Origin of the sequence: Saltatorellus ferox, from assembly GCA_007751475.1 — a bacterium.
In the GTDB taxonomy this organism is placed as follows: domain Bacteria; phylum Planctomycetota; class UBA1135; order UBA1135.
Genome location: CP036434.1, coordinates 3020058 through 3042874, shown reverse-complemented (window position 1 = coordinate 3042874; position 22817 = coordinate 3020058). Strand labels below are relative to the sequence as shown.

Below are 22817 nucleotides of genomic sequence, written 5' to 3'. Positions count from 1 at the left end.
GACTCTAGAAAATCCCCCCGAAGGTCAGGAGGCCGCGGTTGTTGCCGTTGTTGACGTTTCGTCCTCCCTGCGCGCCGAGGAGAGCCCCGCCGATCGCCTGGAAGACAGCCGTCACCGGGTAGAGCGCCGCACGGAGGAAGTAGCCGAACTCCGCGAAGAGGGTCGGCGGGATCCAGATGATGTCGTCCTCCTGGATCGTGTAGTTCGTCGTCGTATCGCCCTTGATGATGTCGTTCAGGTTGATCGGAAGCCGGAGCGGATCCTGGGGGTCCCCCCGGATGAGCATCGCGCGGCCGATGTTCGCGGTGTCTCGCTGGGGCTTCGCCGCGATGATGACGTCCAGGGCAGTCTGGTTTCCCTGGAAGGGCTTGGAGCCCTCCGTCAGGACCTCCCCCAGCACGAAGAACACCTTCCCCCGGGTCGTGATATCCACCACGATGCTCGGAGGGGTCGTGTAGTACGAGGAGTACCGCTCTGCGAGCACCGATTCCAGATCGGAGCGGGTGTAGCCCGCGATGTGGATCCTCCCGACCTGGTCCAGGAGCACGGTGCCGTCCGAGCTCACGTTGACCGAAAAATTGATATCCGTCGGGTGGTTCACGTCGTAAACGCGCACGGTATCACCCGTCGTCACGTAGTCCTCTTCCTCCGCATTCCCCGAGTACCGGCGGCCGAAGCCGTCCTGGTTCATGTACTGGAGAGCCCGTTTGGTCGGGGAGGTATTGCAGCTCGTGAGGTCCAGGAGGCCAACGAGCGCGGCCAGGACGAGCAGGAGGTGGGGTGGGCGCAGCATGGTGTTCAGGGCGATGCCCGTGGGAGCGTCGCGCAGGGAGCACGGAGAGGCGGAGGCGTCAGGACGATCTTCGAGGACGAGAAGAGCGTCCCGGGGGCTAGATCGGCATAAATACCGGGGAGATTGACTCAATGGGAGATCCCTGCCGAGCTGAGCGGCCCGGCGCGGTTTCCCTGATGGCAATGATAGGAACCGGAGCGGATCGAAACCGACCTGGAGACCGGTTCCTGGCGCGTCGACGGGAATCTATTTCCCGGAGGAACTCCCCCCCTCCCCCCTGACGGGCCGCTGCATCCCCCGGGGGGGCACCCCTGCTCCGTACAGGGGGCTTACCTTCCGGAGGGAGTTACTTGGCGCCGTACTGGGCCGAGTAGTAGTCCCGGTAGGCGCCGGAGCGGACGTTCTGGAGCCAGGCGTCGTTGTCCAGGTACCACTGAATGGTCATCGGAAGGGCCTGCTCGAACGTGTAGCGGGGCTTCCAGCCCAGCTCACGGTCGATCTTCTCCGCATCGATGGCGTACCTGCGATCGTGGCCTGGGCGGTCGGTCACGTACTGGATGAGAGATTCAGGCTTGTCGAGCACCTTGAGGATCGCGTGCACGATGTCGATGTTCGGGTACTCGTTGTGACCACCGATGTTGTAGACCTCGCCTGCGACACCCTTTTCCATCACGGCGAGAATGGCCTCGCAGTGGTCGCGGACGTAGAGCCAGTCGCGGATCTGCATCCCGTCCCCGTAGACAGGAAGCGCCTTGTCCTCGCGGGCGTTCGCGATCATCAGCGGGATCAGCTTCTCGGGGAACTGGTAGGGCCCGTAGTTGTTCGAGCAGCGCGTGATGAGCGTCGGGAAGCCATGGGTGTGGAACGCCGCGCGGACCAGCATGTCGCTGCCTGCCTTGCTCGCCGAGTACGGCGAGTTCGGGCTGAGCGGCGTCTCCTCGGTGAAGAATCCGGTCTTGCCGAGCGAGCCGTAGACCTCGTCCGTGGACACGTGCACGAAGCGGTCGATGCCGCGCTTGCGCGCCTCGTCGAGCAGGATCTGCGTCCCCATCACGTTCGACTGCACGAACGGCAGGCCACTCAGGATCGACCGGTCCACGTGGCTCTCGGCCGCGAAGTGAACGACCTCGGAGACCCCGCTCTCCCCCGCCGCGTCGAAAGCCGCCACGACGTCCTCTGGGCGCGTGATGTCGCCGTGGACGAACGTGTAGTTCGGCGACGACTCCACGTCCTTGAGGTTCTCGGGGTTGCCCGCGTAGGTCAGGGCATCGAGGTTGATGATCTTCCAGTCCGGTCGATCCTCGGCCAGCATCTGGACGAAGTTGCTGCCGATGAATCCCGAGCCCCCGGTGACGAGGACGGTGCGCGTGGATGTGGTCATTCTGAATCGCTACCGAGGTAGGTGAGGAGAGCTTCTTTCCAGGGCGAGAGCGTCTTTCCGCGCAGCTCGGCCAGCTTGCTGCAGTCGAGGACGCTGTAGCGAGGCCTGGGCGCAGGCCGCGGGAACTCGTCCGTGGTGCAAGGGTCGATCTGCGTGTCGGAGTTATTGCTGGATTCGATCGTCGCGACGGCGAGGTCGTACCAGGACGCTTCACCCTCACAGGCCGCGTGGTAGATGCCGGCGCTGCCGAGCAGAAGCACGTCCCAAAGCGCGGGTGCCAGCTCGAGCGTCGATGTCGGAGACCCGGTCTGATCGGAGACGACCATGAGGTGATCCCTCTCGGCGGCCAGCTTCAGCATCGTGCCCGGAAAGTGCCCGCCGCGGGGCCCGTAGAGCCACTGGGTGCGAACGATACGCGCGCCGCTCGGGTGCGCCTCGATGGCCTGCTTTTCGCCGCTCAGCTTCGTCCGGCCATAGACGGACATCGGAGACGGCTCATCATCTGGTCGATAGGGCTCCGACGCCTTTCCGTCGAAGACGAAATCGGTCGAGACCACCACGATCGGGATCCCCGCCTTCGCGGCGGCCCGCGCCAGCACTCCGCAGGCGTCGCCGTTGACGGCCTGCGCCAGCTCCGGCTCCTCCTCTGCCTTGTCCACCGCGGTGTACGCCGCGCAGTGGATCACGCCGTGCAGCGGCGAAGCTTCGCGAAAGAGCGCTTCCACCTGGTCGTCATCGGTCAGATCGACCCCGATGAAGTCCACTCCGTGGGCCTCGCGCATGTCCGTCCCGAGGGCCTCGATGCTGTCGGGTACGGCCATGAGCACCTGGCTGCCGAGCATGCCGGCAGCGCCCGTGATCAGGATCCTGCAGGGCCCTTCGATCCCAGGAAGGCCTGACTCAGAAAGGCCAGAAGGCTCTCCCGAAGGATCGTGCTCCGGCGAGGCAGTGGCTTCTTGGCCTGCGGTCTTCTTTTCACTCATGGTTCGTGGCGAATCAGCATTCGCAGTCTGGCACGTCGCCTCGGCGATGTTCCGCCTGGCCCCTTCCGGGGCACCTGCGAACGGACTTCAGTCGACCTTGTTCGCGCCGCCCTCGGCCACGAGCTTGGCAGCCGCATGGAGCGACTCGAACGTACCTGCGTCCGTCCACCAGCCGTCGAGCACCTCGCACGTCATCGTGCCGTCCTCGATGAACCAGTTGTTCACGTCCGTGATCTCGAGTTCGCCGCGGTCCGACGGCTCCAGTCGATGAATGATGTCCCAGACGCGGCCGTCGTACATGTAGATGCCGATGACCGCGAGATTGGACTCGGGGTTCTTCGGCTTCTCGATGATCCTGGTGACCTTGTCGCCCTCGAGGGTGGCCACGCCGAAGCGCTGCGGATCATGGACCTCCTTCAGCATGATCTTCGCGCCCTTGCCCTGGGCCTTGAAGTCGGCCACGGCCTTGTTGATGTTCTTCTCGATGAGGTTGTCGCCGAGGACCACCGCGATCGACTCGCCCTGGGCCCAGTGCTCCGCCAGCCCGAGGGCCTCGGCGATGCCGCCTTCGCCCTCCTGATACGTATAGTTCAGGTGCTTCAGCCCGAAGTCCCGGCCGTTGCCGAGGAGCGACAGGAAGTCGCCGGACTTGCGGCCGCCCGTCACGATCATGATGTCGTCGATACCCGCGTTGACCAGGGTCTGGATCGGGTAATAGATCATCGGCCTGTCGTAGACGGGCAGAAGGTGCTTGTTGGTGATCTTGGTGAGCGGAAAGAGCCGCGTACCGAGGCCGCCGGCGAGGATGACGCCTTTCATGATGGGTGGGGTCCGGGGGACAGTTCTAGTTCGGGGCAGAACGATACCCGGCCGGGATGGCGGGCGTGGGCAGGAGTCGCGATTGAGTCGAGAGGTGGGTCCGGGAGACTCGAATCGAGGGCGGTGAGCTGCACCGTTCTGGGTGGAAAGGGCCTCAGGCGCGCCATCAGGCGGATCGGCTCCCTGCGTGTGTCTCGCTGCGATACCAGGCCACGAACTTCTCGAGGCCCTCCGCGACGGTCGTATGGGGATCGTAGCCGAGCTTCTCGCGCGCCTTGGAGACGTCCGCGAAGGTCACGATGACGTCGCCTGGCTGCATCCCCTGGCGGTCGAGGATCGGCTCGACCCCCGTGGCCTCGCCGATGAGTTCGACGAGTTCCTTGAGGGACGTGGTCCGAGACTCCCCGAGGTTGTAGATCTCGTACCCCTCGCAGCGATCGATCGATCGAACGACGCCGTCGATGATGTCGTCGACGTAGGTGTAGTCGCGCCTCGTCGTACCGTCCCCGAAGAACGGCAGGGCCTGTCCATTGAGCGTCATGCGGACGAACTTGTGGATGGCCATCTCGGGCCGCTGACGCGGGCCGAAGACGGTGAAGAACCGCAGGCAGGCCGTCGGAATGCCGTAGAGATGATGGTGCGTGTAGCAGAGGAGCTCCCCTGCCCGCTTGGTCGCGGCATAGGGCGACACGGGATGATGAACCTCGTTCGCCTCCGAGAAAGGCACGTCGGTGTTGCCGCCGTAGACGCTGCTCGACGACGCGAAGACGAAGCGTGTCTCCGGGCGCTTGCGAAGCTCCTCCAGGATCACCATCGTTCCGCGCAGGTTCACGTCCTGGTAGTGCAGCGGATCCTCCAGGGACGGCCGCACACCCGCCATCGCGGCCAGGTGCACCACCGCGTCGAAGTGCCCCTCCGCGAAAACACGCCCCATGAGTTCGACGTCGCGGATATCCCCCTCGACGAGCTGAACCGGGCCCTCCCCCATCGGCGCGCCCGCGGTCCTCTCGATGGCCGCCACGTTGCGCCGCTTGATCGCGGGGTCATAGAAATCGTTGAAGCTATCGAGGATCACGACTTCGTCGCCGCGCTTCACGAGGGCCTCCACCAGGTGCGAGCCGATGAAGCCCGCACCACCTGTCACAAGAATCTTCATGGTTGCGTGCCGGTCTACTCTACGGTCACCGATTTGGCGAGGTTCCGCGGCTTGTCGATGTCACAGCCGTGGATCTCGGCGATGTGATAGGCGATGAGCTGGAGCGGAATGGAGTTGAGGATCGGCGAGAGCCACTCGTCGGTGGCTGGCACGGGGACGGCCGAGTCCGCAATGGAATGACTGAGATCGTCGGAGCCGACGCTGACGGTGACTCCGCCGCGCGCCTTGACCTGCTCGATGTTGGCGCGCGTCTTCTCGGCGACGTGGCCCACCGAGTTGATGGCGAGGATGGTCATGCCCGGATCGATCAGCGCGATCGGTCCGTGCTTCATCTCGCCCGCGGCGTAACCCTCTGCGTGCACGTACGCGATCTCCTTGAGCTTGAGCGCTCCTTCCAGCGCGACCGGGTAGTTGACTCCGCGACCGAGGAACAGGAACCCACGCGCGCCGGCGTGCTTGCGCGCGATCTCCCGCGTCCGGGCGATCGCCTCGTCCGTGAGGAGCGACTCGATCTTCGGCCGGATCATGCGAAACTCTTCGAGAAGCTGTCGCGCCTTGTGTTCGTGCATCACCCCACGACCACGCGCAAGGCGGATCGCGAGCAGCGTCGCCGCGGCGACCTGGGCGGTGAAGGCCTTCGTGCTCGCCACGCCGATCTCGGGCCCGGCATAGGTCAAGATCGTGGCGTCCGACTCGCGTACCTGGCTCGAGCCGGCCACGTTGCAGATCGAAGCCACGCGAGCGCCTAGCTCACGGGCCAGCCTCGTCGCGGCGAGCGTGTCGGCCGTCTCCCCGGACTGGGTGATCGCCAGCGCGAGAGTCCCTGGAACGATGCGGGGATCGCGATAGCGGAACTCGGAGGCGAAGTCGACGTCCACGGGAATGTGCGCGAGACCTTCGATCAGGTACTTCGCGATCTGGCCGGCGTGGAGCGCCGTGCCGCATCCGAGGATCTGGATGCGCTCGACGCTGCGACAGAAGGCATCGTCGAATCCTCCACCCTCGAAGCGAACGTCACCGGCGCCGAGGTCGATCCGATCGAAGGCCGTGCGCGCGATCACGTCCGGCTGCTCGTGGATCTCCTTCAGCATGTAGTGCGGATAGCCGCCCTTTCCGCTGTCCGCCGGGTCCCATTGCACGGTGCGCGCCTCGCGCGTGACGACGCTGCCGTCCGACCCCGTGATGTCGAGCCTCCCGGGACCGATGAGCGCGATGTCACCGTCTTCCAGGTAGACGAGTTCACGCGTGTGCGGCGCGACGCCGAGCATATCGGACGACAGGAAGCCGCCCTCGGGCGTGACGCCGACCACCAGCGGCGGCCCCTGGCGCACCGCGAGCAGAACCGGCCCCGTCGGGCAGTTCGCCAGGACCGCAAGCGCGTAGTAGCCGCGCACGCGCGGGATGGCCGTGCGAACGGCTGCAACCAGCGCGGCCTCGTCTCCACCGCCCTGCGTCCAGAGACGGTCGAGCATGCGCGCCAGTACCTCGGTGTCCGTCTCGGACGTGAAGGCCTCGCCCTCGTTCAGAAGCTCGCGCTTGAGATCGAGGTAGTTCTCCACGATGCCGTTGTGCACGAGGGCGAGCCCGCTGGAACGTCCGGTATGCGGGTGAGCGTTCGCGTCCGAAGGCTCGCCGTGTGTCGCCCAGCGCGTGTGCCCGATGCCCGCGAGCGCCCCCTCCATGGAGCCGTCGAGGATCGCTTCCTCGAGGTTGGCGAGGCGACCACGGCGCTTGCGAACGGTGATCTCCCCGCCGCGCGCCACCGCGATGCCCGCGCTGTCGTAGCCGCGGTACTCCAGGACACTGAGACCCGCGATCAGCCCTGGAGTGACCGAGCCGCTGCTGACGAGTGCTCCTACGATGCCACACATATTTAGACGTTTCCTTGTCGAACGACGGTAGGGCTAGGAACCGGCCGCGTCGCCGGCGGCGACCGAGCCACGACGAGCGCTGCGCTCGTCGACCTTGGTACGGAAGTATTCGAGGGTGCGCTTCAGACCGGTGTCCAGATCGATCGTGGGCTCCCAGCCGAGGACGCGGCGCGCCTTCGAGATGTCGGGCTGACGGACCTTGGGATCGTCAGCCGGCAAATCCTTGAACGTGAGCGTGGAGACCGAACCCGTCAGCTCCAGCACCTTCTTCGCGAAGTCGAGGATCGTCATCTCGGCGGGGTTGCCGATGTTGGTCGGCAGAACCTCGCTGGAATTCAGGAGGCGCCAGATGCCCTCGACGAGATCGTCGACGAAGCAGAAGGAGCGCGTCTGGGAACCGTCGCCGAACACCGTGATCGGACGACCCTCGAGGGCCTGGCCCATGAAGGCAGGGAGCGCGCGCCCGTCGTTGAGGCGCATCCGCGGACCGTAGGTGTTGAAGATGCGGATGATCCGCGTTTCGACCCCGTGGAAACGGTGATAGGCCATGGTCATGGCCTCGGCGAAGCGCTTCGCCTCGTCGTAAACGCCGCGCGGACCGACCGGGTTGACGTTGCCCCAGTAGTCCTCTTTCTGGGGGTGGACCTCGGGGTCACCGTAGCACTCCGAGGTGGACGCGAGCAGGAATCGCGCGCCCTTGGCCTTCGCGAGGCCGAGCGCCTTGTGCGTTCCGAGGGAGCCGACCTTGAGGGTCTGGATCGGAAGCTCCAGGTAGTCGATCGGACTCGCGGGCGACGCGAAGTGCAGGATAGCGTCCAGGTGCCCTGGGACGTGGATGAACTCCGTGACGTCCTGGTTCATGAACAGGAACTCCTTGCGACCGAACAGGTGCTCGATGTTGTCGAGCGACCCGGTCACCAGGTTGTCCATGCAGATGACGGAGTACCCTTCGGCGAGGAAACGCTCGCAGAGGTGACTTCCGAGGAAGCCGGCGCCGCCGGTGATCAGGACTCTTTTCATCTGTTGGGAGTGGATGGTGTGTTCGCGTATCTGGGATCGGAGCTGCTGGCGCGATCCGGGAGGGGCAGGTCTCGGCTGAATTTCCATGAAGCTTGAGTCCGCGGACCCTCAGGGGGTCCCACTGGGAGGGGAGTTCCGGGCCTGTCGCTCCGCTTCGCTGCCGAGCCCCTCGAAGAGGACCTCATCACCGGGGTCGAGGCGAAGGGTCTGGCCGAAGCCCGAGATCTCGCTGTCGCCGCTGGCCCGGAGCCTCGCGCTCAGGCCGGAGGAGAGGACGTCCACGGTCCCGCGAATCTCGACCCGACCCGCCTCTGTCAGCACGTCGCGGGAGGCTTCGTCGAGTTCGAACGGGGCGGTCCCAACCTGCAGAAGGGCAAGGTCCACGACCTCGCTCGGCGAGAGGGAAAAAAGTTCCTCGCGGTAGGCGATCGCGCCTTGCTGGGAAGAGCGATTTCGTACCCGAAGAATATCGTCGCTGATCAGCTCGAGGACGAACGGTCCCCCGTAGGCCTCCAGGAGCGCTCCGCCAGGGAGCTGAACGATCCCGAGTTCGCCGAACGTCACCGTCGCGTGCGCGACATCGATGAACGTGAACGCGGGCTCGCGTCGACTCTCCGAGCCGACGACGCCTGCGGACGGACCGCGCATCGTGATCACGGTATTGCCGGGCAGCAGCACTTCGACGTGGCCATTCGGCCCCGAGTAGACCCAGCTCCCCGCCGGGGTGCGGGTTCGCTTGTCGTAGTACGTCAGTCTCACGGTCGACGTCGTCTCCGCCGTTCGAACGGAGACCGGATCGCTGTGCCGGATGACGTAGGCATCCTCCGGACCGCGCAAGAAGGTCGATTTCACGCCTTCCGGCAGTGGGTTGCTGAGCGGCTTCAGCATCCCGGGGAAGCGCTGCGTGTCGGTGAAGCAGCCGCTGAGGAGCGCTGGGACCAGGCAAGCCAGCAGAACCACGGAAGCCTGCCGCCGCGGTGGCAACGCGGAACGAAGGCGTCCCGCCGTGTGGACGGCGTTCATTCCTGGCTGTGTGCGAGGCTCGGTCATGGACATGGAGGGGTTCAGGCAGGCCGGATCAGCCGCAGCAAGCCAGCCGATGAATCAGCGGGCGGAATCGGCCGTCTGCGCGTTGTTGGCTCCAGCGGTCCGGGAGGTTCCTGTCGCGAGGAATCGCTCCACGAACTTGGTGTCATGCTGGGACTTCTGGAACTCGGCCTGCTCCAGGATCTCGCGCAAGAGCGGGATCGTGGTCTTGGGCCCCTCGATGACGAATTCATCGAGGGCGCGCATCATGGAACGGATGGCCTCGTCCCGGGTGGGACGATGCACGAGCAGCTTGCCGATCATGGAGTCATAGTTCGGCGGAATCCGGTAACCGCTGTAGCAATGGCTGTCGACCCGCACGGCAGGGCCGCCCGCTGGTGCAAAAAGACTGATCAGGCCCGGCGAGGGCTGGAAGTCCATGGAAGGATCCTCGGCGTTGATCCGGCACTCGATGGCGTGCCCCCGGACCACGATGTCCTTCTGGCGATAGCGCAGGGTCTCGCCCGAGGCGATCCGGATCTGCTCCTGGATCAGGTCCACGCCGGTCACCATCTCCGTGACGGTGTGCTCGACCTGGATCCGGGCGTTGACCTCGATGAAGTAGAAGGCGCCCGTGTTGTCGACCAGGAATTCGACGGTGCCCGCGTTGTGGTAGCCCGCCGACTTCGCCAGGCGGACGGCGGCGGCGCACATCTTGTCCCGCTGCTTCGAGGAGAGGATCGGCGAAGGCGACTCCTCGATCAGCTTCTGGTGTCGACGCTGGGTCGAGCAGTCGCGCTCCCCCAGGTGAATCACGTTGCCATGGCGGTCGCCGAGGATCTGGACCTCGACGTGTCGCCCCTTCTCCACGAACTTCTCGAGGTAGACCGTGTCGTCCCCGAAGGCGGCCTTCGCCTCGGCCTTGGCCGCGCGCATCCCGTGCAGGAGGCTCGGCTCGTTGCTGGCGATCCGCATGCCGCGTCCCCCACCGCCGGACGACGCCTTGATCATCACCGGATAGCCAATTTCCTGGGCGACCTTCGCGGCGGTTGCCTCGTCGTTCACCGGACCATCGGATCCGGGAACCACGGGCACCTTGGCCGCGACCGCCATCTCACGCGCCCGGGACTTGTTGCCGAGGTCCGCGATCGTCTGGGCATCGGGACCGATGAACTCGATCTTGCAGGACCGGCAAACCTCGGCGAAATGGCTGTTCTCCGCCAGGAACCCGTAGCCGGGGTGAATGGCCTCCACGTCCGCGATCTCGGCCGCAGAGATGATGGAGGGGATGTCGAGGTAGCTGGCCGAGCTGGCGGCGGGGCCGATACAGATCGTCTCGTCGGCCATGCGCAGGTGGAGCGCGTCCGCGTCCGCCTGGCTGTAGACAGCAACGGTCTCGACGCCGAGTTCACGGCAGGCGCGGATGATCCGCTGCGCGATCTCCCCGCGGTTCGCGATCAGGATTCGTCTGAACATTCCGTGTGCGACTCCGGTGCTGAGCTGGGAGTCAAGAGTTGAGCTAAGGAGAGGGCGGGCGGAGTGAGGCTCGTGGCCGTGGAATCAGCGCGTCTTCACGAGGAAGAGCGGCTGCCCGTACTCCACGGGCTCACCATTCTCGACGAGCACCTCGACGATCTCGCCGGAGCACTCCGCCTTGATCTCGTTCATGACCTTCATGGCCTCGATGATGCAGATCACCGACTCGTCGCCGACCCGCTCGCCGACGCCGGTGAAGTTGTCCGCGTCGGGCGACGGCGCCGCGTAGAACGTGCCGATCATCGGAGAGGTGATCTCCTCGACGCCGGCGGCGCGTGCCGGAGCCTCGGTCGCCGAACCGCCGACGTCGCTGCCGCTGGAGAGCATCGAGCCGGAGCCGGACATCATGGGCTGGTTCGCACCGCCCTGCATCATCATGACGGAGGGGGTGGCGTAGTGGCCGGAGGGACCGCGACGCAGGTGAACGCGAAGACCGGCCTTGTCGTCCTCGATCTCCAGTTCGTCGACTTCTCCTCGCTCCATGATCCGGACGAGGTTGCGGATGAGTTTCAGATCCATGCCACCCACGATACCGCCGCAGGGTCGCAGGTTCTGCCCCCCATTCCGTTCAGAATTGCAAGGAGCGGGTCCGGAGGGTCCTACTCCCGGCTCCAGGAGCCGTGTTTCCCGCCCGTTTTCTCCAGGAGTTCCACGGCCACGACCCGGATTCCCTTGGCCAGGGCTTTGGTCATGTCGTAGACGGTCAGAGCCGCGATCGAGGCCCCGGTCATGGCCTCCATTTCCACGCCGGTTCGGCCACTACAGGCCGTCTTGCAGCGAATTTCGAGCCGATCCGGTCCGATCCTGGCGAAATCGATCTCCACGACATCGAGGCCGACCGGATGGCACATGGGGATCAGATCACCCGTCCGCTTGGCGGCCAGGATGCCCGCGACCCGCGCCACCTCCTCGATGGGCCCCTTCGGGCCGCCGGATTCCAGGATTCCCGCCAGAAGCCCGGGCGGGAAGTCGACCAGCGCCCGCGCTTGGGCGGTTCGACCGGTCACTGGCTTCCCCCCGACGTCCACCATCACCGAGTGGGAGCGCCCCTCACCATCCACCCTCACGTGCGAAAGCGACTCCTCGGCGGCGCCGTCGCCCGAATCGCATGGATCCACAGGCACATCTTCCAGATCTTTTGCGCTGCTCATGCGAGGCCCGTCCGGCCGTTCGATTTTCGTCAGGGTGAAACCTCGCCCCATCAAGGGGACGTGTGAAGCGTAGAGTCCGGGCCTAGAGACAGCTACTTCTATCCCGCACGGGCTCCGGTCCAGGACCGAGTCAGCCGATACGAGAGCCGTACCGCTGCCGGTCCCGAAGGATCGGCGAACGGCTCGACCACTCATCCGCACGCACCTACGAATGATCCGACGCGTCCACCCCGCCTTGCTCGCCACCGCTGCTATTCCCTGCCTCGCAGGGCTTCTGGCGGCCAGCACGTCCCCTATCTCGACGAGTGCGAGCGTTCCCTTCCTCACCGGGCTTCCGGCCTACCAGGACGGCGCCGCCTCGGCAGCGTCCAGCCAGGAGGTCACCGATATCCTCGACGAGCGTCTCACGGCCATCCAGGGCATGGACGCCGCCGCGATCTGGTCGGAGGCGAGCCGCGTGGCGGGCCTCGTCGGCGACGAGTTCGGCGCGACCTTCGATGCGGTCGTGGACGAGAAGCTCGGCCAGAAGTCCCTCGGAGCGAAGGACATCCTCTTCCTCGCGACCGTTCGACTGACCGGTGAGAACGTCGATCACGCGAAGATCGCCATGCGCGTTTCCGAGGTCCTGAAGTCGAAGGACGCCGACCTCGTCGGCGCTGCGACGGAGTTCCTCGGCAGCATGGCGCGGGAGATTTCCGATCGCGATACCCGGAAGGATGTGGCGAAGGAGCTGCTCGCCAGCGCAGAGAACCCGGAGGGCGATGCGAAGCTCCGCGTGGCCGCGGCCGTGGCGACGAACAAGCTGGGTAACAGTCCACAGATCACTGCCGCCAGGCGAGTCCTCCGCTCATTCCTCGCTTCCTCGGATCCGAATTTGCGCGCGATGGGAGCGCTCGGGTTCGCCGAGATCTCTCCGGTCGAGGACGTCGACGGCGTCGAGGACGAGCTCGATCGACTGGCGGAGCTCCCTGGCGAGAACGGTCGTCTCGCGCGCGCGTACCTGGAGCAGCTCCGCAGCACGCGGTTCTTCGAGTCCACGATGCGCAGGCTCCGCGAGGACGACTCCGAGCGCCGCCTCGGCTCCGATATCCCCCAGGATCTCGAGCGCATCGAGACCATGATCGACGTCATTCAGAAGTACCACCTGGACGGCAGCGAAGCGAAACGAAGCGACCTCCTGGAGGCCGCGCTCCAGGGCATGCTGAGCAGCCTCGACCGGCACTCGTCGTTCTTCACGCCGGAGGAGTACGAGAAGTTCGAGCAGAACCTCGAGGCGGAGTACGGCGGCATCGGCGCGTACGTCCAGAACGACCCGGACGACGGCATCTTCACGATCACGCGCCCCATCTACTCGGGACCTGCGTACGAGGCGGGCCTCTCGACGGACGACAAGATCGTGCGGATCGACGACTGGCCCACGATCGGCGAGGAAACGGACGAGATCATCAAGCGCCTGAAGGGCAAGCCCGGCACCGACGTCAAGCTCTACATCTGGCGCCGCGACATGGACCCGACGCTGATCGACCGCCCCACCGAGGACATGATCACGGTGATCAAGCGCGCGCAGATCAGCATCCCGTCCGTGCATCGTGAGCTACTCCCCGGCGACATCGGTCTCGTCGAGCTGCAGTCCTTCACCCGCGGCGCGGCGATCGACATTGCGAGCGCCCTCCGCGACCTCGAGCAGGAGACGAAAGGGGGCAAGCTCAACGGCGTCATCCTCGACCTGCGCAACAACACGGGCGGGCTCCTGGACGAGGCCGCGAAGGTCTCGGATCTCTTCCTCCCGAAGGGTGAGGTCGTCGTCCGCACGGAGAGCCGGATCGCGGAGAGCAAGGTCTTCAAGACGCAGCTCGATGAGTTCATTCCCTCCGATACGCCCGTCGCCGTGCTGATCAACCGCTTCTCGGCGTCGGCCTCGGAGATCGTCTCCGGAGCCCTCCAGGACTACGGCCGCGCGACCCTGATCGGTCAGCGTTCGTTCGGCAAGGGCTCCGTGCAGAACCTCCTGCGCATGCCCAACGAGAACGATGACGAGTACATCGACGAGAACAGGAACCATCGCCGGGACAACTGGGAGAACATCACCCGTGACTGGGATGGCGACGGCGAGTTCGACTTCGCGCCGAGGATCAAGCTGACGATCGAGCGCTACCGACTCCCCCTCGGCCGCTCCATCCACCGCGAGCTCGACGAGGAGGGCAACATCAAGTCGCTCGGCGGCCTGTCGCCCGACATCGAGGTGGAGGCCCGCCGCCGTGAGACCTGGCGTCTGCGCGAGATGCGCCGCATCCAGGACACCCGCGTCCTTCGCAAGTGGGTTCTCGAGAAGTTCGAGGGCAACCAGGAAGAGTTCAAGAAGCTCGCGTTCTGTGACTTCGACAACCCTGATCTCTATCCTGGCTTCGACGAACTCTACGATTCGCTGGACACCACGCTGACCCGCGACGACGTGCGTTTCCTGCTCCGGATCGAGGTCCGTCGCCGCGTCCAGGACACGCGCGGCAGCGCGTTCCCGCTCGGCGATTTCGCCGAGGACCTTCAGCTCCAGGCGGCGATCGAGAACATCCTCGAGAAGAAAGGTACCAGCATCCAGGACATCCCTGAGTACGCGGGCACCTTCGACGACCGGACCCCCCTCGGAGACGCCATGGCCGAGGCCGCTCCCCCGGCGCGCCGCTCCGCCGACGAGGTCGAAAGGGCCATGGCACTGATCGCGGCGGCCGAGGCCGATGGGCTCAGCAAGGCACGGGCCGATGAGCTGCGTGAGATTCTGAAGCAGAAGAACTGAGGGCGGGGCTCGGTCTGGTGGCTGGGTTTACCGGCTGGGTCTGCCTACTGGGCTTGACTGAATTCTGACGGGCGGGGCTGGGCCAATGGGCTCGGTCCCGCCCGCGACCGTTCCATGGCGTCCGCAGGACGCCCGGGCCCCGCTCGGCCCCCGTAGGGGGCTGAGCTGCCCGCGCGAGGCTTGCCCTCGCGGCCCGTGCGGCGAGCACGCCCGCCCGGCGAGGGCGCCTGCGCGGCGAGCGCGCCCGTCCGGCGAGGACGCCTGCGCGGCGAGCGCCAAGCGATGCAATCGCTATTTCGCCGTCAGGCGAAATGCCAGAGATACTGCGCGCTGTCACAGCGATAGGGCGGCCCGGCTCCACTTGCCTTGGCAGCAGTCCCTCCCGCTGGAGGTCTCCCGACACGGACTGCCTGCCGTTCGCGCGAAGCGTCGAACGCGTGGGCTGAGGCTTCCCGGTAGCGGCTGGTGGGCTGCCCGCTGACCGAAGCCCCCAGCAGGGTTCCCGGTACAGGGCTCCCGGTACAGACTGCCTGCCGTTCGCGCGAAGCGCCGAACGCGTGGGCTGAGTTCTCCCGCTAAAGGCTTCGGTACTGCCCGCTGGAGCGCTCGCCCGTCAGGGCGAGCTGGGCGGGTCTGAGGTCTGAGGTCTGAGGTCTCAGATCTGAGAGGCAAGTCCGACATCTGCCCAGCTCGCCCATGCGGGCGAGCGCTCCAGCGGGCAGTACCGAAGCCTTTAGCGGGAGAACTCAGCCCACGCGTTCGACGCTTCGCGCGAACGGCAGGCAGTCCGTGTCGGGAAACCTGCTGGGACAGCCGCTAGCGGGCAGCCCACCAGCCGCTACCGGGAAGCCTCAGCCCACGCGTTCGGCGCTTCGCGCGAACGGCAGGCAGTCGATATCGGGAGACCTCCAGCGGGCGGGACCGCTGCCAAGGCAAGTGGAGCCGGGCCGTCCTATCGCTGTGACAGCGCGCAGTATCTCTGGCATTTCGCCTGACGGCGAAATAGCGATTGCATCGCTTGGCGCTCGCCGCGCAGGCGTCCTCGCCGGACGGGCGCCCTCGCCGGGCGGGCGTGCTCGCCGCACGGGCCGCGAGGGCAAGCCTCGCGCGGGCGGCTCGGCCCCCGTAGGGGGCCGAGCGAGGCCCGGGCGTCCTGGCGGACGCGGTGAGCGGCTGGGGCGAAGCCATGGCGAGGAACGTCCTAGATCCACTCCTGGACGTTCCGACTAAGGGTCCAGGCTGTCTCACCCGAAGAAATGACATGGACCGGCCCGACCCAGGCCGTACCCTCTCTGGCCGTACCCCGACCGATCCCCGCCCGAACAAGCCGTCCGCCCCGAAGACGGACCGATGCTCCGCGTTCTTCAGCACTACTTCCCCGTCAGGACGTTCCTCCTGGTCGCGACCGAGCTTTGCCTCCTCGGAGCCGTCATGGCCGTGGGGATGACCCAGCATTTGTGGAAGTTGCTGGGTGACCCCGCGACGACCCACGCGGGCGCCCGGTCGGCGGCGGATGCCCTGGCTCGCCAGAGTCTTTCGGCGGCCGACGGGCTCCAGAAGTGCATCATCGCGGCGATCGCGCTGACCCTCGTGAGCCTGCTCTGCCTCGGCCTCAACCGGCTCTACGAGTTCCAGATCTCGGCGTCGCGGTACGAAAGAGCGTCGCGGTTCGTCGAGTCGGCGGGCGCTGGCGTCGTGCTGTGCCTGATCCTGGCCGCCGTTTCGAGGGTGGCCTCCCCCACCGGGATCCTTTCGTTCCCAGGCCTGACGCTGACCCAGACCATCCAGCACCTCGCGGTGACGGTGGCGGTCGGGTTTGGCGTCCTCTACATCTCCCGGTTCGCCTTCCACTGGCTCGTGCGCCGGGCCGACCTGGACGTGCGGGTGCTGATTTTGGGCTCGCGGGGGCCGGCCCACGCGCTCGCCAACCAGATCATCGAGCACCCCGAAGCGGGCTTCGTGGTGGTCGGTCTCGTGCCCGAGCCCGAGTCCACGATCGGGAGACGGCGGATGGAGCCCGGGCCGGATCTGGTGACCGCCCAGGAAGAAGCCGCCTCGGAAACCACCCACCGCCTGGTCCTGAACCAGGTCACCCTGCTCGGCCGCCAGATCGAGAACACCGGCGCCGCCATGCGCAGCGGGAACGGAGAACCCGAGGTGGCCCAGGGCGAAGAATCGCTCCTGGAACTCCTGGAGAAGCTCTCCGTCGAAATGGTGGTCGTGGCGCTGGAAGACCGGCGCATGACCCTCCCCATCAAGGACCTTCTGGAAGCGAAGCTCGCGGGCATCGAGGTCCGGGAAAGAGAGGAGATCTACGAGCAGGTCACCGGCAGGATCGCGGTCGCGGCCATGCGCCCCTCGTACCTGATCTTCAACGAGGGCTTCCGCCGCCACCCGTGGGCCGCGCTCCTGAAGCGCGTCACCGACCTGATCCTCTCGATCATCATGCTGGTGCTGCTGTGGCCGGTGATGCTCTTCACCGCCATCGCGGTGCGGATGACCTCGCCCGGGCCGGTCCTGTTCACCCAGGAACGGGTCGGGCAGGACGGCAAGCCGTTCATCCTCATGAAGTTCCGGTCCATGCGCGCCGACGCCGAGAAGCTCTCTGGGCCCGTCTGGGCCAGCGAGGACGACCCCCGGATCACTTCCTGGGGCAAGGTCATGCGCAAGACGCGCCTGGACGAACTCCCCCAGCTCTTCAACGTCCTCGCGGGCTCCATGTCGATCGTCGGGCCCCGGCCCGAGCGACAGCACTTCGTCGACCAGCTCGCCGCCCGGATCCCCTACTTCCAGCTCCGCCACATCGTGAAGCCCGGCGTCACCGGCTGGGCCCAGATCAACTACCCTTACGGCAATACCGAGCAGGACGCGCTGCACAAGCTCCAGTACGACCTGTTCTACATCAAGAACTACAGCGTCCTGTTCGACCTCTCGATCCTGATCAGCACGGTCAAGACGGTCGTTCTCCGCCGCGGAACCTGAAACCTGCCTCTCGCGTTCGGCAAGCCGCGCCGTAGGCTTCCCAGGAAGCCATGTTCGAATTCTTCTCGATCCTCCTCGTCGGCCTCGCCGGCGGTCTCGTCCCCCTCTTCTTTAAGTGGGGCGATCGCCAGCATCACATCGCGCTGGCCTTCTCCACAGGCATCTTCTTGGGAGCGGTGTTCCTGCACCTCCTGCCCGGGGTCGCCGCGGCCGCCACGAGCGAAGGGGAAGCAGGGCACGCCCACGGAGCGGTGGTTGCGGTGGCCGTTTCGGTGGAGGAACAGGCCGCCGGCATGGGCGACCATGCGGAAGAGTTCCGGCACTATCAGGCGTCCCTTCCGAGCGTAGGGGCGGGCCAGGCCGACGCCCACGCCGGCCATGACCACGGGACGGACACCGCCAGCGTCGACCCCCATGCGGGCCACCTCCACGGCGCCATCGGCCCCTGGCTCTGGGTGCTCATCGGGCTGCTCGGCGTCTTCTTCATCGAGGCCGTTTTCATCCCCGGCACCACCCACGGACACGGTCACGGACACAACGACAAGGAACGTCACTCCGCCGTGGGCTGGGCCGCCCTCGTCGGACTCACCGTGCACGCCCTGACCGCGGGCGTCGCCCTCGCCGCCGTCCAGAGCCAGTCCGCCATCGCGGGCGTCATGCTCCTCGCGATCCTCGCCCACAAGGGCTTCGAGTCCTTCTCCCTCGCCGCCGTCTTCTCGATGACCGGCTCGAGCCGAAGCAGAGTGCTCGGCATGGTCGTCGCGTTCTCCTTCGTGACGCCCCTGGGCCTCCTCGCAGGGAGCCAGATCAGCGGCCTCCTCGGCTCGGGCGGGATCTCGATCCTGACCTCGCTCGCCGCAGGCACCTTCCTGTACGTCTGCCTCTGCGAACTCCTGCCCGAGGTCTTCCATCACCGCGAGGACGGCCCATGGAAGATCGGCCTCCTCCTGCTCGGCATCGTCGCCATGTGGTACGCACACAGCTACGGGGGCATCTGAGGCACGCAAGTCATGGGTGAGCAAGCGACATGGGTGAGATAGGACAGTTCCTGGCAGATTGGCTCAGCGCCCTCTGGATGGTCCTGGCGGAGTCAGGGCCGTTCCTCCTCGTCGGATTCGTCATCGCGGGCGTCCTCGCGATCGTGATCCCGGCCCAGTGGATCGCGCGCCGCCTCGGCGGCGACGACGTCAAGTCCGTCGCGACCGCTTCGATCATCGGGGTGCCGGTGCCGCTCTGCTCCTGCTCGGTGATCCCGACGGCGACCCAGCTCCGACGCTCCGGCGCGAGCAAGGGCGCCACCACCGCCTTCCTGATCTCGACGCCCGAGACCGGCATCGACTCGATCGGCGCGACGTGGGCGCTCATGGATCCCCTCATGACGGTGATCCGCCCGCTCGCAGCCTTCGTCACCGCCTTCGCGGCCGGGATCGCGGTGAACCTGTTCGGCAAGGGATCGACCGGGCCCCTGGACCAGCCGGAGACGGCCACCGCACTCGCCCCACCGGCCGCGTTCGGCGAGGACGATCAGGGCTGCTGCGCCCACATGGCGACGCCCGAGCCCGAGCCGGCTCCCGAGCCCGAAGCGAGCTGCTGCGCCCATGAGACGGTAGCTCCGATCTCCGTATCCACCGCGGATCACGACCACGCCCACGACCACGCGGGCGAAACCAAGGGCAACCTCTTCCAGCGCGCCATCCGCTACGCCTTCGGCACGCTCCTCGACGACCTCACCCCCTGGTTCCTGATCGGCTTCGCGATCTCCGGCCTCATCGTCGTCGCCGTGCCCGCAGGCTTCTTCAACGGCGCGGGACTCAGCGGCTGGACCGGCATGCTCACCATGCTGATCGCGGGCGTCCCGCTCTACGTCTGCGCCACCGCCTCCACCCCCATCGCCGCCGCGATGATGGCCAAGGGACTCGAGCCCGGGGCCGCCATCGTATTCCTGCTCGCGGGCCCCGCGACGAACGTCGCGACGATGCTGGTCGTCAAGAACCTGCTCGGCAAGCGCACGCTCGTCCTCTACCTCACGTCGATCGCGATCATGTCGCTCGCCATCGGCGCGCTGGTCAACCGGCTCTACCCGATGTTCGGCCTGGACCCGACGGCGATGGACGTCGATCCGGCGATGATGGAGCACGGCGTGATCTCGACGATCGCCGGCATCACGCTGGGCGTCCTGCTCCTCCGTTCCGCCTGGCGCCTGCGCCTCGATCGACGATTCGGCGCGTGGCTGCGCAAGGCCGGAGCGCCGGTGGGCCTCGACCTCACGGCGTGGCCGATGAAGGTCGCTGCCGCCGCGCTCGTGCTCTTTGGCTACGCGTCCACCGCCGTCACCACCGCCGGCCCCGGCGAGACCGTCTTCATCGAGCAGTTCGGCCGCATCGCCGCGAGCCGCACCACGCCGGGTCCGCTCTTCCACGCCCCCTGGCCGATCGCCACAAAGCGCCGCGTTTCGACGAGCGAGGTCCACAGCTTGGAGTTCGGCGTCGAGCGACTGGACCTCGACGACAGCTCGACCGATGCGCTGGCTCTGAAGGAAGCGCGCGCGGAGCTGAAGAAGGTGCGAGAGGAAGCGGAGATGCTGACCGGCGAAGGCTGGATCGTATCGATCGCCTACGCCGTTCAGTACCGCGTGAGCGACGGACGGTCGTGGCTCTACGGCCAGAGCGAGCCCGAAGAACTGCTCCGACGGCTCGCCCAGGAGAGCATCCGCCAGATCGCGGCCAAGCGCACCACCGAGGACATCCTCGTGGGAAACAGCGCTGGCTTCCGCCGCGCAACCGAGGAGCGCCTGGCGCGATCGATGGCGGCCGCCGAGATCGGTGCGGAACTCGTGGGCGTCGAACTCCTGAGCGTCCACGCTCCACCGGCGGTCCACCTCGCGTATCGGAACGTCGCGAGCGCGCTCGTCGAGCGCGAGACCACGATTACCGAGAAGGAAGCGCGCGCCATCGAGATGGTCTCGCTCGCCCGGACGGAAGCGACCGACACGCTCCAGCAGGCAGAGAGCGCAGCAGCCGCCCGCCGTGGGCTCGCCGAGGCCACGGCCACGGCCTTCGAGTCCCTCGCCACCGTCGACTCGGAGAGCGAAGGCGCCATCCAGCATCTGATGATGCTCGACGCCGAGAAACGCGCGCTCACCGCGCCAGAGCGTTCCCAGGCGAGCCGCTACTTCGCGATCTCCCCCCACATCCGAATCATTCGAGGCGCGCCCACAGGCGACTCGCGAACAGGGCCGGGCGGTGACTTCGGGATCGACGACCCGAGGGACCGCACCTTCCGTGGAGACGCACGATGACAACTGAACCCAAGACAGTCCCCTCCAGGGAAGCGGCCGTTGGCGGCGGCAGCAGCCGCAACGGCTTCGCGAGAACGACCGGGCTCTGGCTCGTAGGCGCACTCGTGGTCCTCGCCCTCTACCTCGGTAGCTTCACCGTCCGCGCGGGCGAGGTCGCCATCGTGGCCCGGTTCGGCGATCCACGCCGGCTCGTCGAGGAGCCCGGGCTCCACTTCAAGTGGCCTGCGCCGGTCGACTCGCTGTTCCGCATCGACATGCGGACGAACGTGCTCGATCCGGGGATCGAAGAGTTCCTCACCGACGACCAGAAGAACGTCGACGTGGACTCGTTCGTCGCCTGGAAGGTCGCGGACCCCAGGCAGTTCCTGAAGAGCCTGCGCGACCGCCAGAGCGCCGAGGAGAAGATCGGCCAGGTGCTGCAGTCCGCGCTCCTCGAGATCCTGAACAGCGGGCCGTTCGACGACCTCGTCCAGCTCGACCCCGACCACGAGCGCAACCTCGCGGAGGTCCGCGAGGACGTGACGCGATCGGTGCGCCAGCGCTGCCGCGACAACGGCTACGGCGTCGAGATCCTGATGGCGGGCATCGAGCGCATCAACTTCCCCTACGACAACCGCTCCGCCGTGGAAGCGGCCATGCGGACGACGCGCGACAAGGAAGCGCGCGAGATCGCGGCCGGGGGCCAGGAGATCGCGGGAGCCATCATGGCGACGGCCAAGACCGAGGCGGAGAGGATCAAGACGAACGCCCAGTCGGACGCGACCACCATCTTCGGCAAGGCGATCGCGGAAGCCGGGGCGATCAAGGTGAAGTCGAGGGCGCTCAACCCGGAACTCTTCGACATCGTCGGGCGTCACGAGACGGCGCTGCTGGCCATGCGCGGTACCAACCTGGTCTTCGGCTCGGACCACTGGCTCATGCGAGTGTTCGAAGATCCCGCCCGCCGTTCGCTCCCAGGCGTCGCCGAGGAGTCGCCGGAGAGCCCGACGCCCGCGGAAACGGGCGGGGAGAGCGACCAGTGAAGCCGCGCACGATCGCGATCCTGGCCGGTGCTGCCGCCTTCTTCGGGATGGCCGCGTACCAGTCGTTCGTCACGCTCGACAACGACGAGCGCGGCGTCGTCGAACGCTTCGGTAACCCCGTGCGCGACCTCCTTCCCGGACTTCACCTCAAGCTGCCGTTCGGGATCGAGCGCGTTCGCCGCGTGCCTGCGCCGGAGCGCTCGCTGCCCATGCCCGTCGGCTATCGTCTCATCGACGAGAAGCTCGGCCGCAGCCCGAAGGGCCCCGAAAAGGAGTGGCTCACGGGCGACAGCAACATCGTCGAGATCAAGGCCAGCGTGCTCTACGCGATCCGCGATCCGCGCGCCTATCTCTACGGCGCGTCGAGCGTCACGGACCTCGATCCTTACAACCTCGAGCCGAGCTCCCCTGACTTCGCGATCCGTCGCGTGGCCGAGGCTGCGCTGACCGAGATCATCGGCTCGATGCCGGTCACCGAGGTCATCACGAGCGGCGCCGCGTCCATCGCGGTCGAAGCCAAGGCGCGCATCCAGGAGGACGTCGACCAGCTGGGTCTGGGCGTGGAGATCGTCCGCTTCCAGCTCCTCGACAGCGGTCCACTCGCGAGCGTCGAACCCGCCTTCCGCGCGGTTCAAGACGCCAAGGCGGAGCGGGACCAGCATCGCAACCGGGCCGAGACCGCCGCCGGAGAGATGGTGAGCCAGGCCCGGCGCTCCGCGCAGATCACGCTCCAGGAAGCCCGGTCGCGCGCGGAGCGCCTGGTGCTGGAGGCCCAGAGCGAGGCCGACCAGTTCGAGGCCCTGCAAGCGGCGCTCGGGGACATCGACTCCCCTGCGACGGTCGCGCGCCGGCTGGAGATGATCCAGGAGCTACTGAACGTCGCAGCGTCGATCCACAGCATGCCCGCGACGGCGGCAGAGCCGGCGATCTTCTACACGGATCGGTGAGTCTCAGGTCTACGGGCGTTCGAGAGCGTGGATCCAAACGA

At 66.7% G+C, this 22817-nt stretch carries 17 protein-coding genes; 6 read left to right on the top strand and 11 right to left on the bottom strand.

The genetic code is table 11. From position 1 onward, the window contains the following. Window positions 1-4: 4 nt before the first annotated feature. From Poly30_RS10830 to moaC, 11 genes are all read right to left on the bottom strand, one after another. Window positions 5-793, bottom strand: coding sequence for a polysaccharide biosynthesis/export family protein (locus Poly30_RS10830; protein ID WP_145197109.1), 789 nt, complete (start codon window positions 791-793; stop codon window positions 5-7). Between the two features lie 346 nt (window positions 794-1139). Beyond that, window positions 1140-2174, bottom strand: a complete 1035-nt coding sequence (rfbB, locus tag Poly30_RS10825; protein ID WP_145197107.1) for a dTDP-glucose 4,6-dehydratase — start codon at window positions 2172-2174, stop codon at window positions 1140-1142. Then, window positions 2171-3157: a dTDP-4-dehydrorhamnose reductase gene (rfbD, locus tag Poly30_RS10820; RefSeq protein WP_145197105.1), complete on the bottom strand. Its 987-nt coding sequence runs from the start codon at window positions 3155-3157 to the stop codon at window positions 2171-2173. The genes rfbB and rfbD overlap by 4 nt, the downstream gene beginning before the upstream one ends. Before the next feature lie 87 nt (window positions 3158-3244). Beyond that, window positions 3245-3976, bottom strand: coding sequence for a sugar phosphate nucleotidyltransferase (locus tag Poly30_RS10815; RefSeq protein ID WP_145197103.1), 732 nt, complete (start codon window positions 3974-3976; stop codon window positions 3245-3247). A gap of 166 nt (window positions 3977-4142) precedes the next feature. After that, window positions 4143-5132, bottom strand: coding sequence for a GDP-mannose 4,6-dehydratase (locus Poly30_RS10810; protein WP_145197101.1), 990 nt, complete (start codon window positions 5130-5132; stop codon window positions 4143-4145). Window positions 5133-5146: 14 nt separating this feature from the next. After that, window positions 5147-7003, bottom strand: a complete 1857-nt coding sequence (glmS, locus tag Poly30_RS10805; protein WP_145197099.1) for a glutamine--fructose-6-phosphate transaminase (isomerizing) — start codon at window positions 7001-7003, stop codon at window positions 5147-5149. Between the two features lie 33 nt (window positions 7004-7036). After that, window positions 7037-8023 carry a UDP-glucuronic acid decarboxylase family protein gene (locus Poly30_RS10800; protein WP_145197098.1) on the bottom strand — a complete coding sequence of 329 codons (987 nt, stop codon included), beginning with the start codon at window positions 8021-8023 and terminating at the stop codon, window positions 7037-7039. A gap of 108 nt (window positions 8024-8131) precedes the next feature. After that, on the bottom strand, window positions 8132-9046 hold the full coding sequence (locus tag Poly30_RS10795; RefSeq protein ID WP_145197096.1) for a hypothetical protein: 915 nt from the start codon (window positions 9044-9046) through the stop codon (window positions 8132-8134). A gap of 81 nt (window positions 9047-9127) precedes the next feature. Next, window positions 9128-10525, bottom strand: coding sequence for an acetyl-CoA carboxylase biotin carboxylase subunit (gene accC / locus Poly30_RS10790; RefSeq protein ID WP_145197094.1), 1398 nt, complete (start codon window positions 10523-10525; stop codon window positions 9128-9130). 84 nt (window positions 10526-10609) lie between these two features. Beyond that, window positions 10610-11104 (bottom strand): acetyl-CoA carboxylase biotin carboxyl carrier protein, encoded by a 495-nt coding sequence (gene accB / locus Poly30_RS10785; RefSeq protein ID WP_145197092.1) that lies wholly within the window; start codon window positions 11102-11104, stop codon window positions 10610-10612. Window positions 11105-11184: 80 nt separating this feature from the next. Continuing rightward, complete coding sequence (gene moaC / locus Poly30_RS10780; RefSeq protein WP_145197090.1) at window positions 11185-11736, bottom strand: cyclic pyranopterin monophosphate synthase MoaC; 552 nt, start codon at window positions 11734-11736, stop codon at window positions 11185-11187. A gap of 211 nt (window positions 11737-11947) precedes the next feature. On the opposite strand from moaC, the gene Poly30_RS10775 reads away from it, so the two are divergent. The 6 genes from Poly30_RS10775 to hflK all read left to right on the top strand — a co-directional run bounded on the left by Poly30_RS10775 (window position 11948) and on the right by hflK (window position 22776). Beyond that, a complete protein-coding gene (locus tag Poly30_RS10775; RefSeq protein ID WP_145197088.1) occupies window positions 11948-14527 on the top strand; it encodes a S41 family peptidase in 2580 nt (859 codons plus the stop codon). A 1350-nt stretch (window positions 14528-15877) separates the two neighbouring features. Further along, window positions 15878-17509, top strand: coding sequence for a TIGR03013 family XrtA/PEP-CTERM system glycosyltransferase (locus tag Poly30_RS10770; RefSeq protein WP_145197086.1), 1632 nt, complete (start codon window positions 15878-15880; stop codon window positions 17507-17509). A gap of 50 nt (window positions 17510-17559) precedes the next feature. Further along, a complete protein-coding gene (locus Poly30_RS10765; protein WP_145197084.1) occupies window positions 17560-18507 on the top strand; it encodes a ZIP family metal transporter in 948 nt (315 codons plus the stop codon). Between the two features lie 29 nt (window positions 18508-18536). Continuing rightward, window positions 18537-20807 carry an SO_0444 family Cu/Zn efflux transporter gene (locus Poly30_RS10760; RefSeq protein WP_145197082.1) on the top strand — a complete coding sequence of 757 codons (2271 nt, stop codon included), beginning with the start codon at window positions 18537-18539 and terminating at the stop codon, window positions 20805-20807. After that, complete coding sequence (locus tag Poly30_RS10755; protein WP_145197081.1) at window positions 20804-21829, top strand: SPFH domain-containing protein; 1026 nt, start codon at window positions 20804-20806, stop codon at window positions 21827-21829. The genes Poly30_RS10760 and Poly30_RS10755 overlap by 4 nt, the downstream gene beginning before the upstream one ends. Further along, window positions 21826-22776 carry a protease modulator HflK gene (gene hflK, locus Poly30_RS10750; RefSeq protein ID WP_145197079.1) on the top strand — a complete coding sequence of 317 codons (951 nt, stop codon included), beginning with the start codon at window positions 21826-21828 and terminating at the stop codon, window positions 22774-22776. Before Poly30_RS10755 ends, hflK begins: the two co-directional genes overlap by 4 nt. The last annotated feature ends 41 nt before the right edge of the window (window positions 22777-22817 follow it).

Excerpts from the sequence above, each read along its gene's own strand:
- Poly30_RS10830 (WP_145197109.1), bottom strand. The coding sequence starts at position 793 with ATGCTGCGCCCACCCCACCTCCTGCTCGTCCTGGCCGCGCTCGTTGGC.
- rfbB (WP_145197107.1), bottom strand. The coding sequence starts at position 2,174 with ATGACCACATCCACGCGCACCGTCCTCGTCACCGGGGGCTCGGGATTC.
- rfbD (WP_145197105.1), bottom strand. The coding sequence starts at position 3,157 with ATGAGTGAAAAGAAGACCGCAGGCCAAGAAGCCACTGCCTCGCCGGAG.
- Poly30_RS10815 (WP_145197103.1), bottom strand. The coding sequence starts at position 3,976 with ATGAAAGGCGTCATCCTCGCCGGCGGCCTCGGTACGCGGCTCTTTCCG.
- Poly30_RS10810 (WP_145197101.1), bottom strand. The coding sequence starts at position 5,132 with ATGAAGATTCTTGTGACAGGTGGTGCGGGCTTCATCGGCTCGCACCTG.
- glmS (WP_145197099.1), bottom strand. The coding sequence starts at position 7,003 with ATGTGTGGCATCGTAGGAGCACTCGTCAGCAGCGGCTCGGTCACTCCA.
- Poly30_RS10800 (WP_145197098.1), bottom strand. The coding sequence starts at position 8,023 with ATGAAAAGAGTCCTGATCACCGGCGGCGCCGGCTTCCTCGGAAGTCAC.
- Poly30_RS10795 (WP_145197096.1), bottom strand. The coding sequence starts at position 9,046 with ATGAACGCCGTCCACACGGCGGGACGCCTTCGTTCCGCGTTGCCACCG.
- accC (WP_145197094.1), bottom strand. The coding sequence starts at position 10,525 with ATGTTCAGACGAATCCTGATCGCGAACCGCGGGGAGATCGCGCAGCGG.
- accB (WP_145197092.1), bottom strand. The coding sequence starts at position 11,104 with ATGGATCTGAAACTCATCCGCAACCTCGTCCGGATCATGGAGCGAGGA.
- moaC (WP_145197090.1), bottom strand. The coding sequence starts at position 11,736 with ATGAGCAGCGCAAAAGATCTGGAAGATGTGCCTGTGGATCCATGCGAT.
- Poly30_RS10775 (WP_145197088.1), top strand. The coding sequence starts at position 11,948 with ATGATCCGACGCGTCCACCCCGCCTTGCTCGCCACCGCTGCTATTCCC.
- Poly30_RS10770 (WP_145197086.1), top strand. The coding sequence starts at position 15,878 with ATGCTCCGCGTTCTTCAGCACTACTTCCCCGTCAGGACGTTCCTCCTG.
- Poly30_RS10765 (WP_145197084.1), top strand. The coding sequence starts at position 17,560 with ATGTTCGAATTCTTCTCGATCCTCCTCGTCGGCCTCGCCGGCGGTCTC.
- Poly30_RS10760 (WP_145197082.1), top strand. The coding sequence starts at position 18,537 with ATGGGTGAGATAGGACAGTTCCTGGCAGATTGGCTCAGCGCCCTCTGG.
- Poly30_RS10755 (WP_145197081.1), top strand. The coding sequence starts at position 20,804 with ATGACAACTGAACCCAAGACAGTCCCCTCCAGGGAAGCGGCCGTTGGC.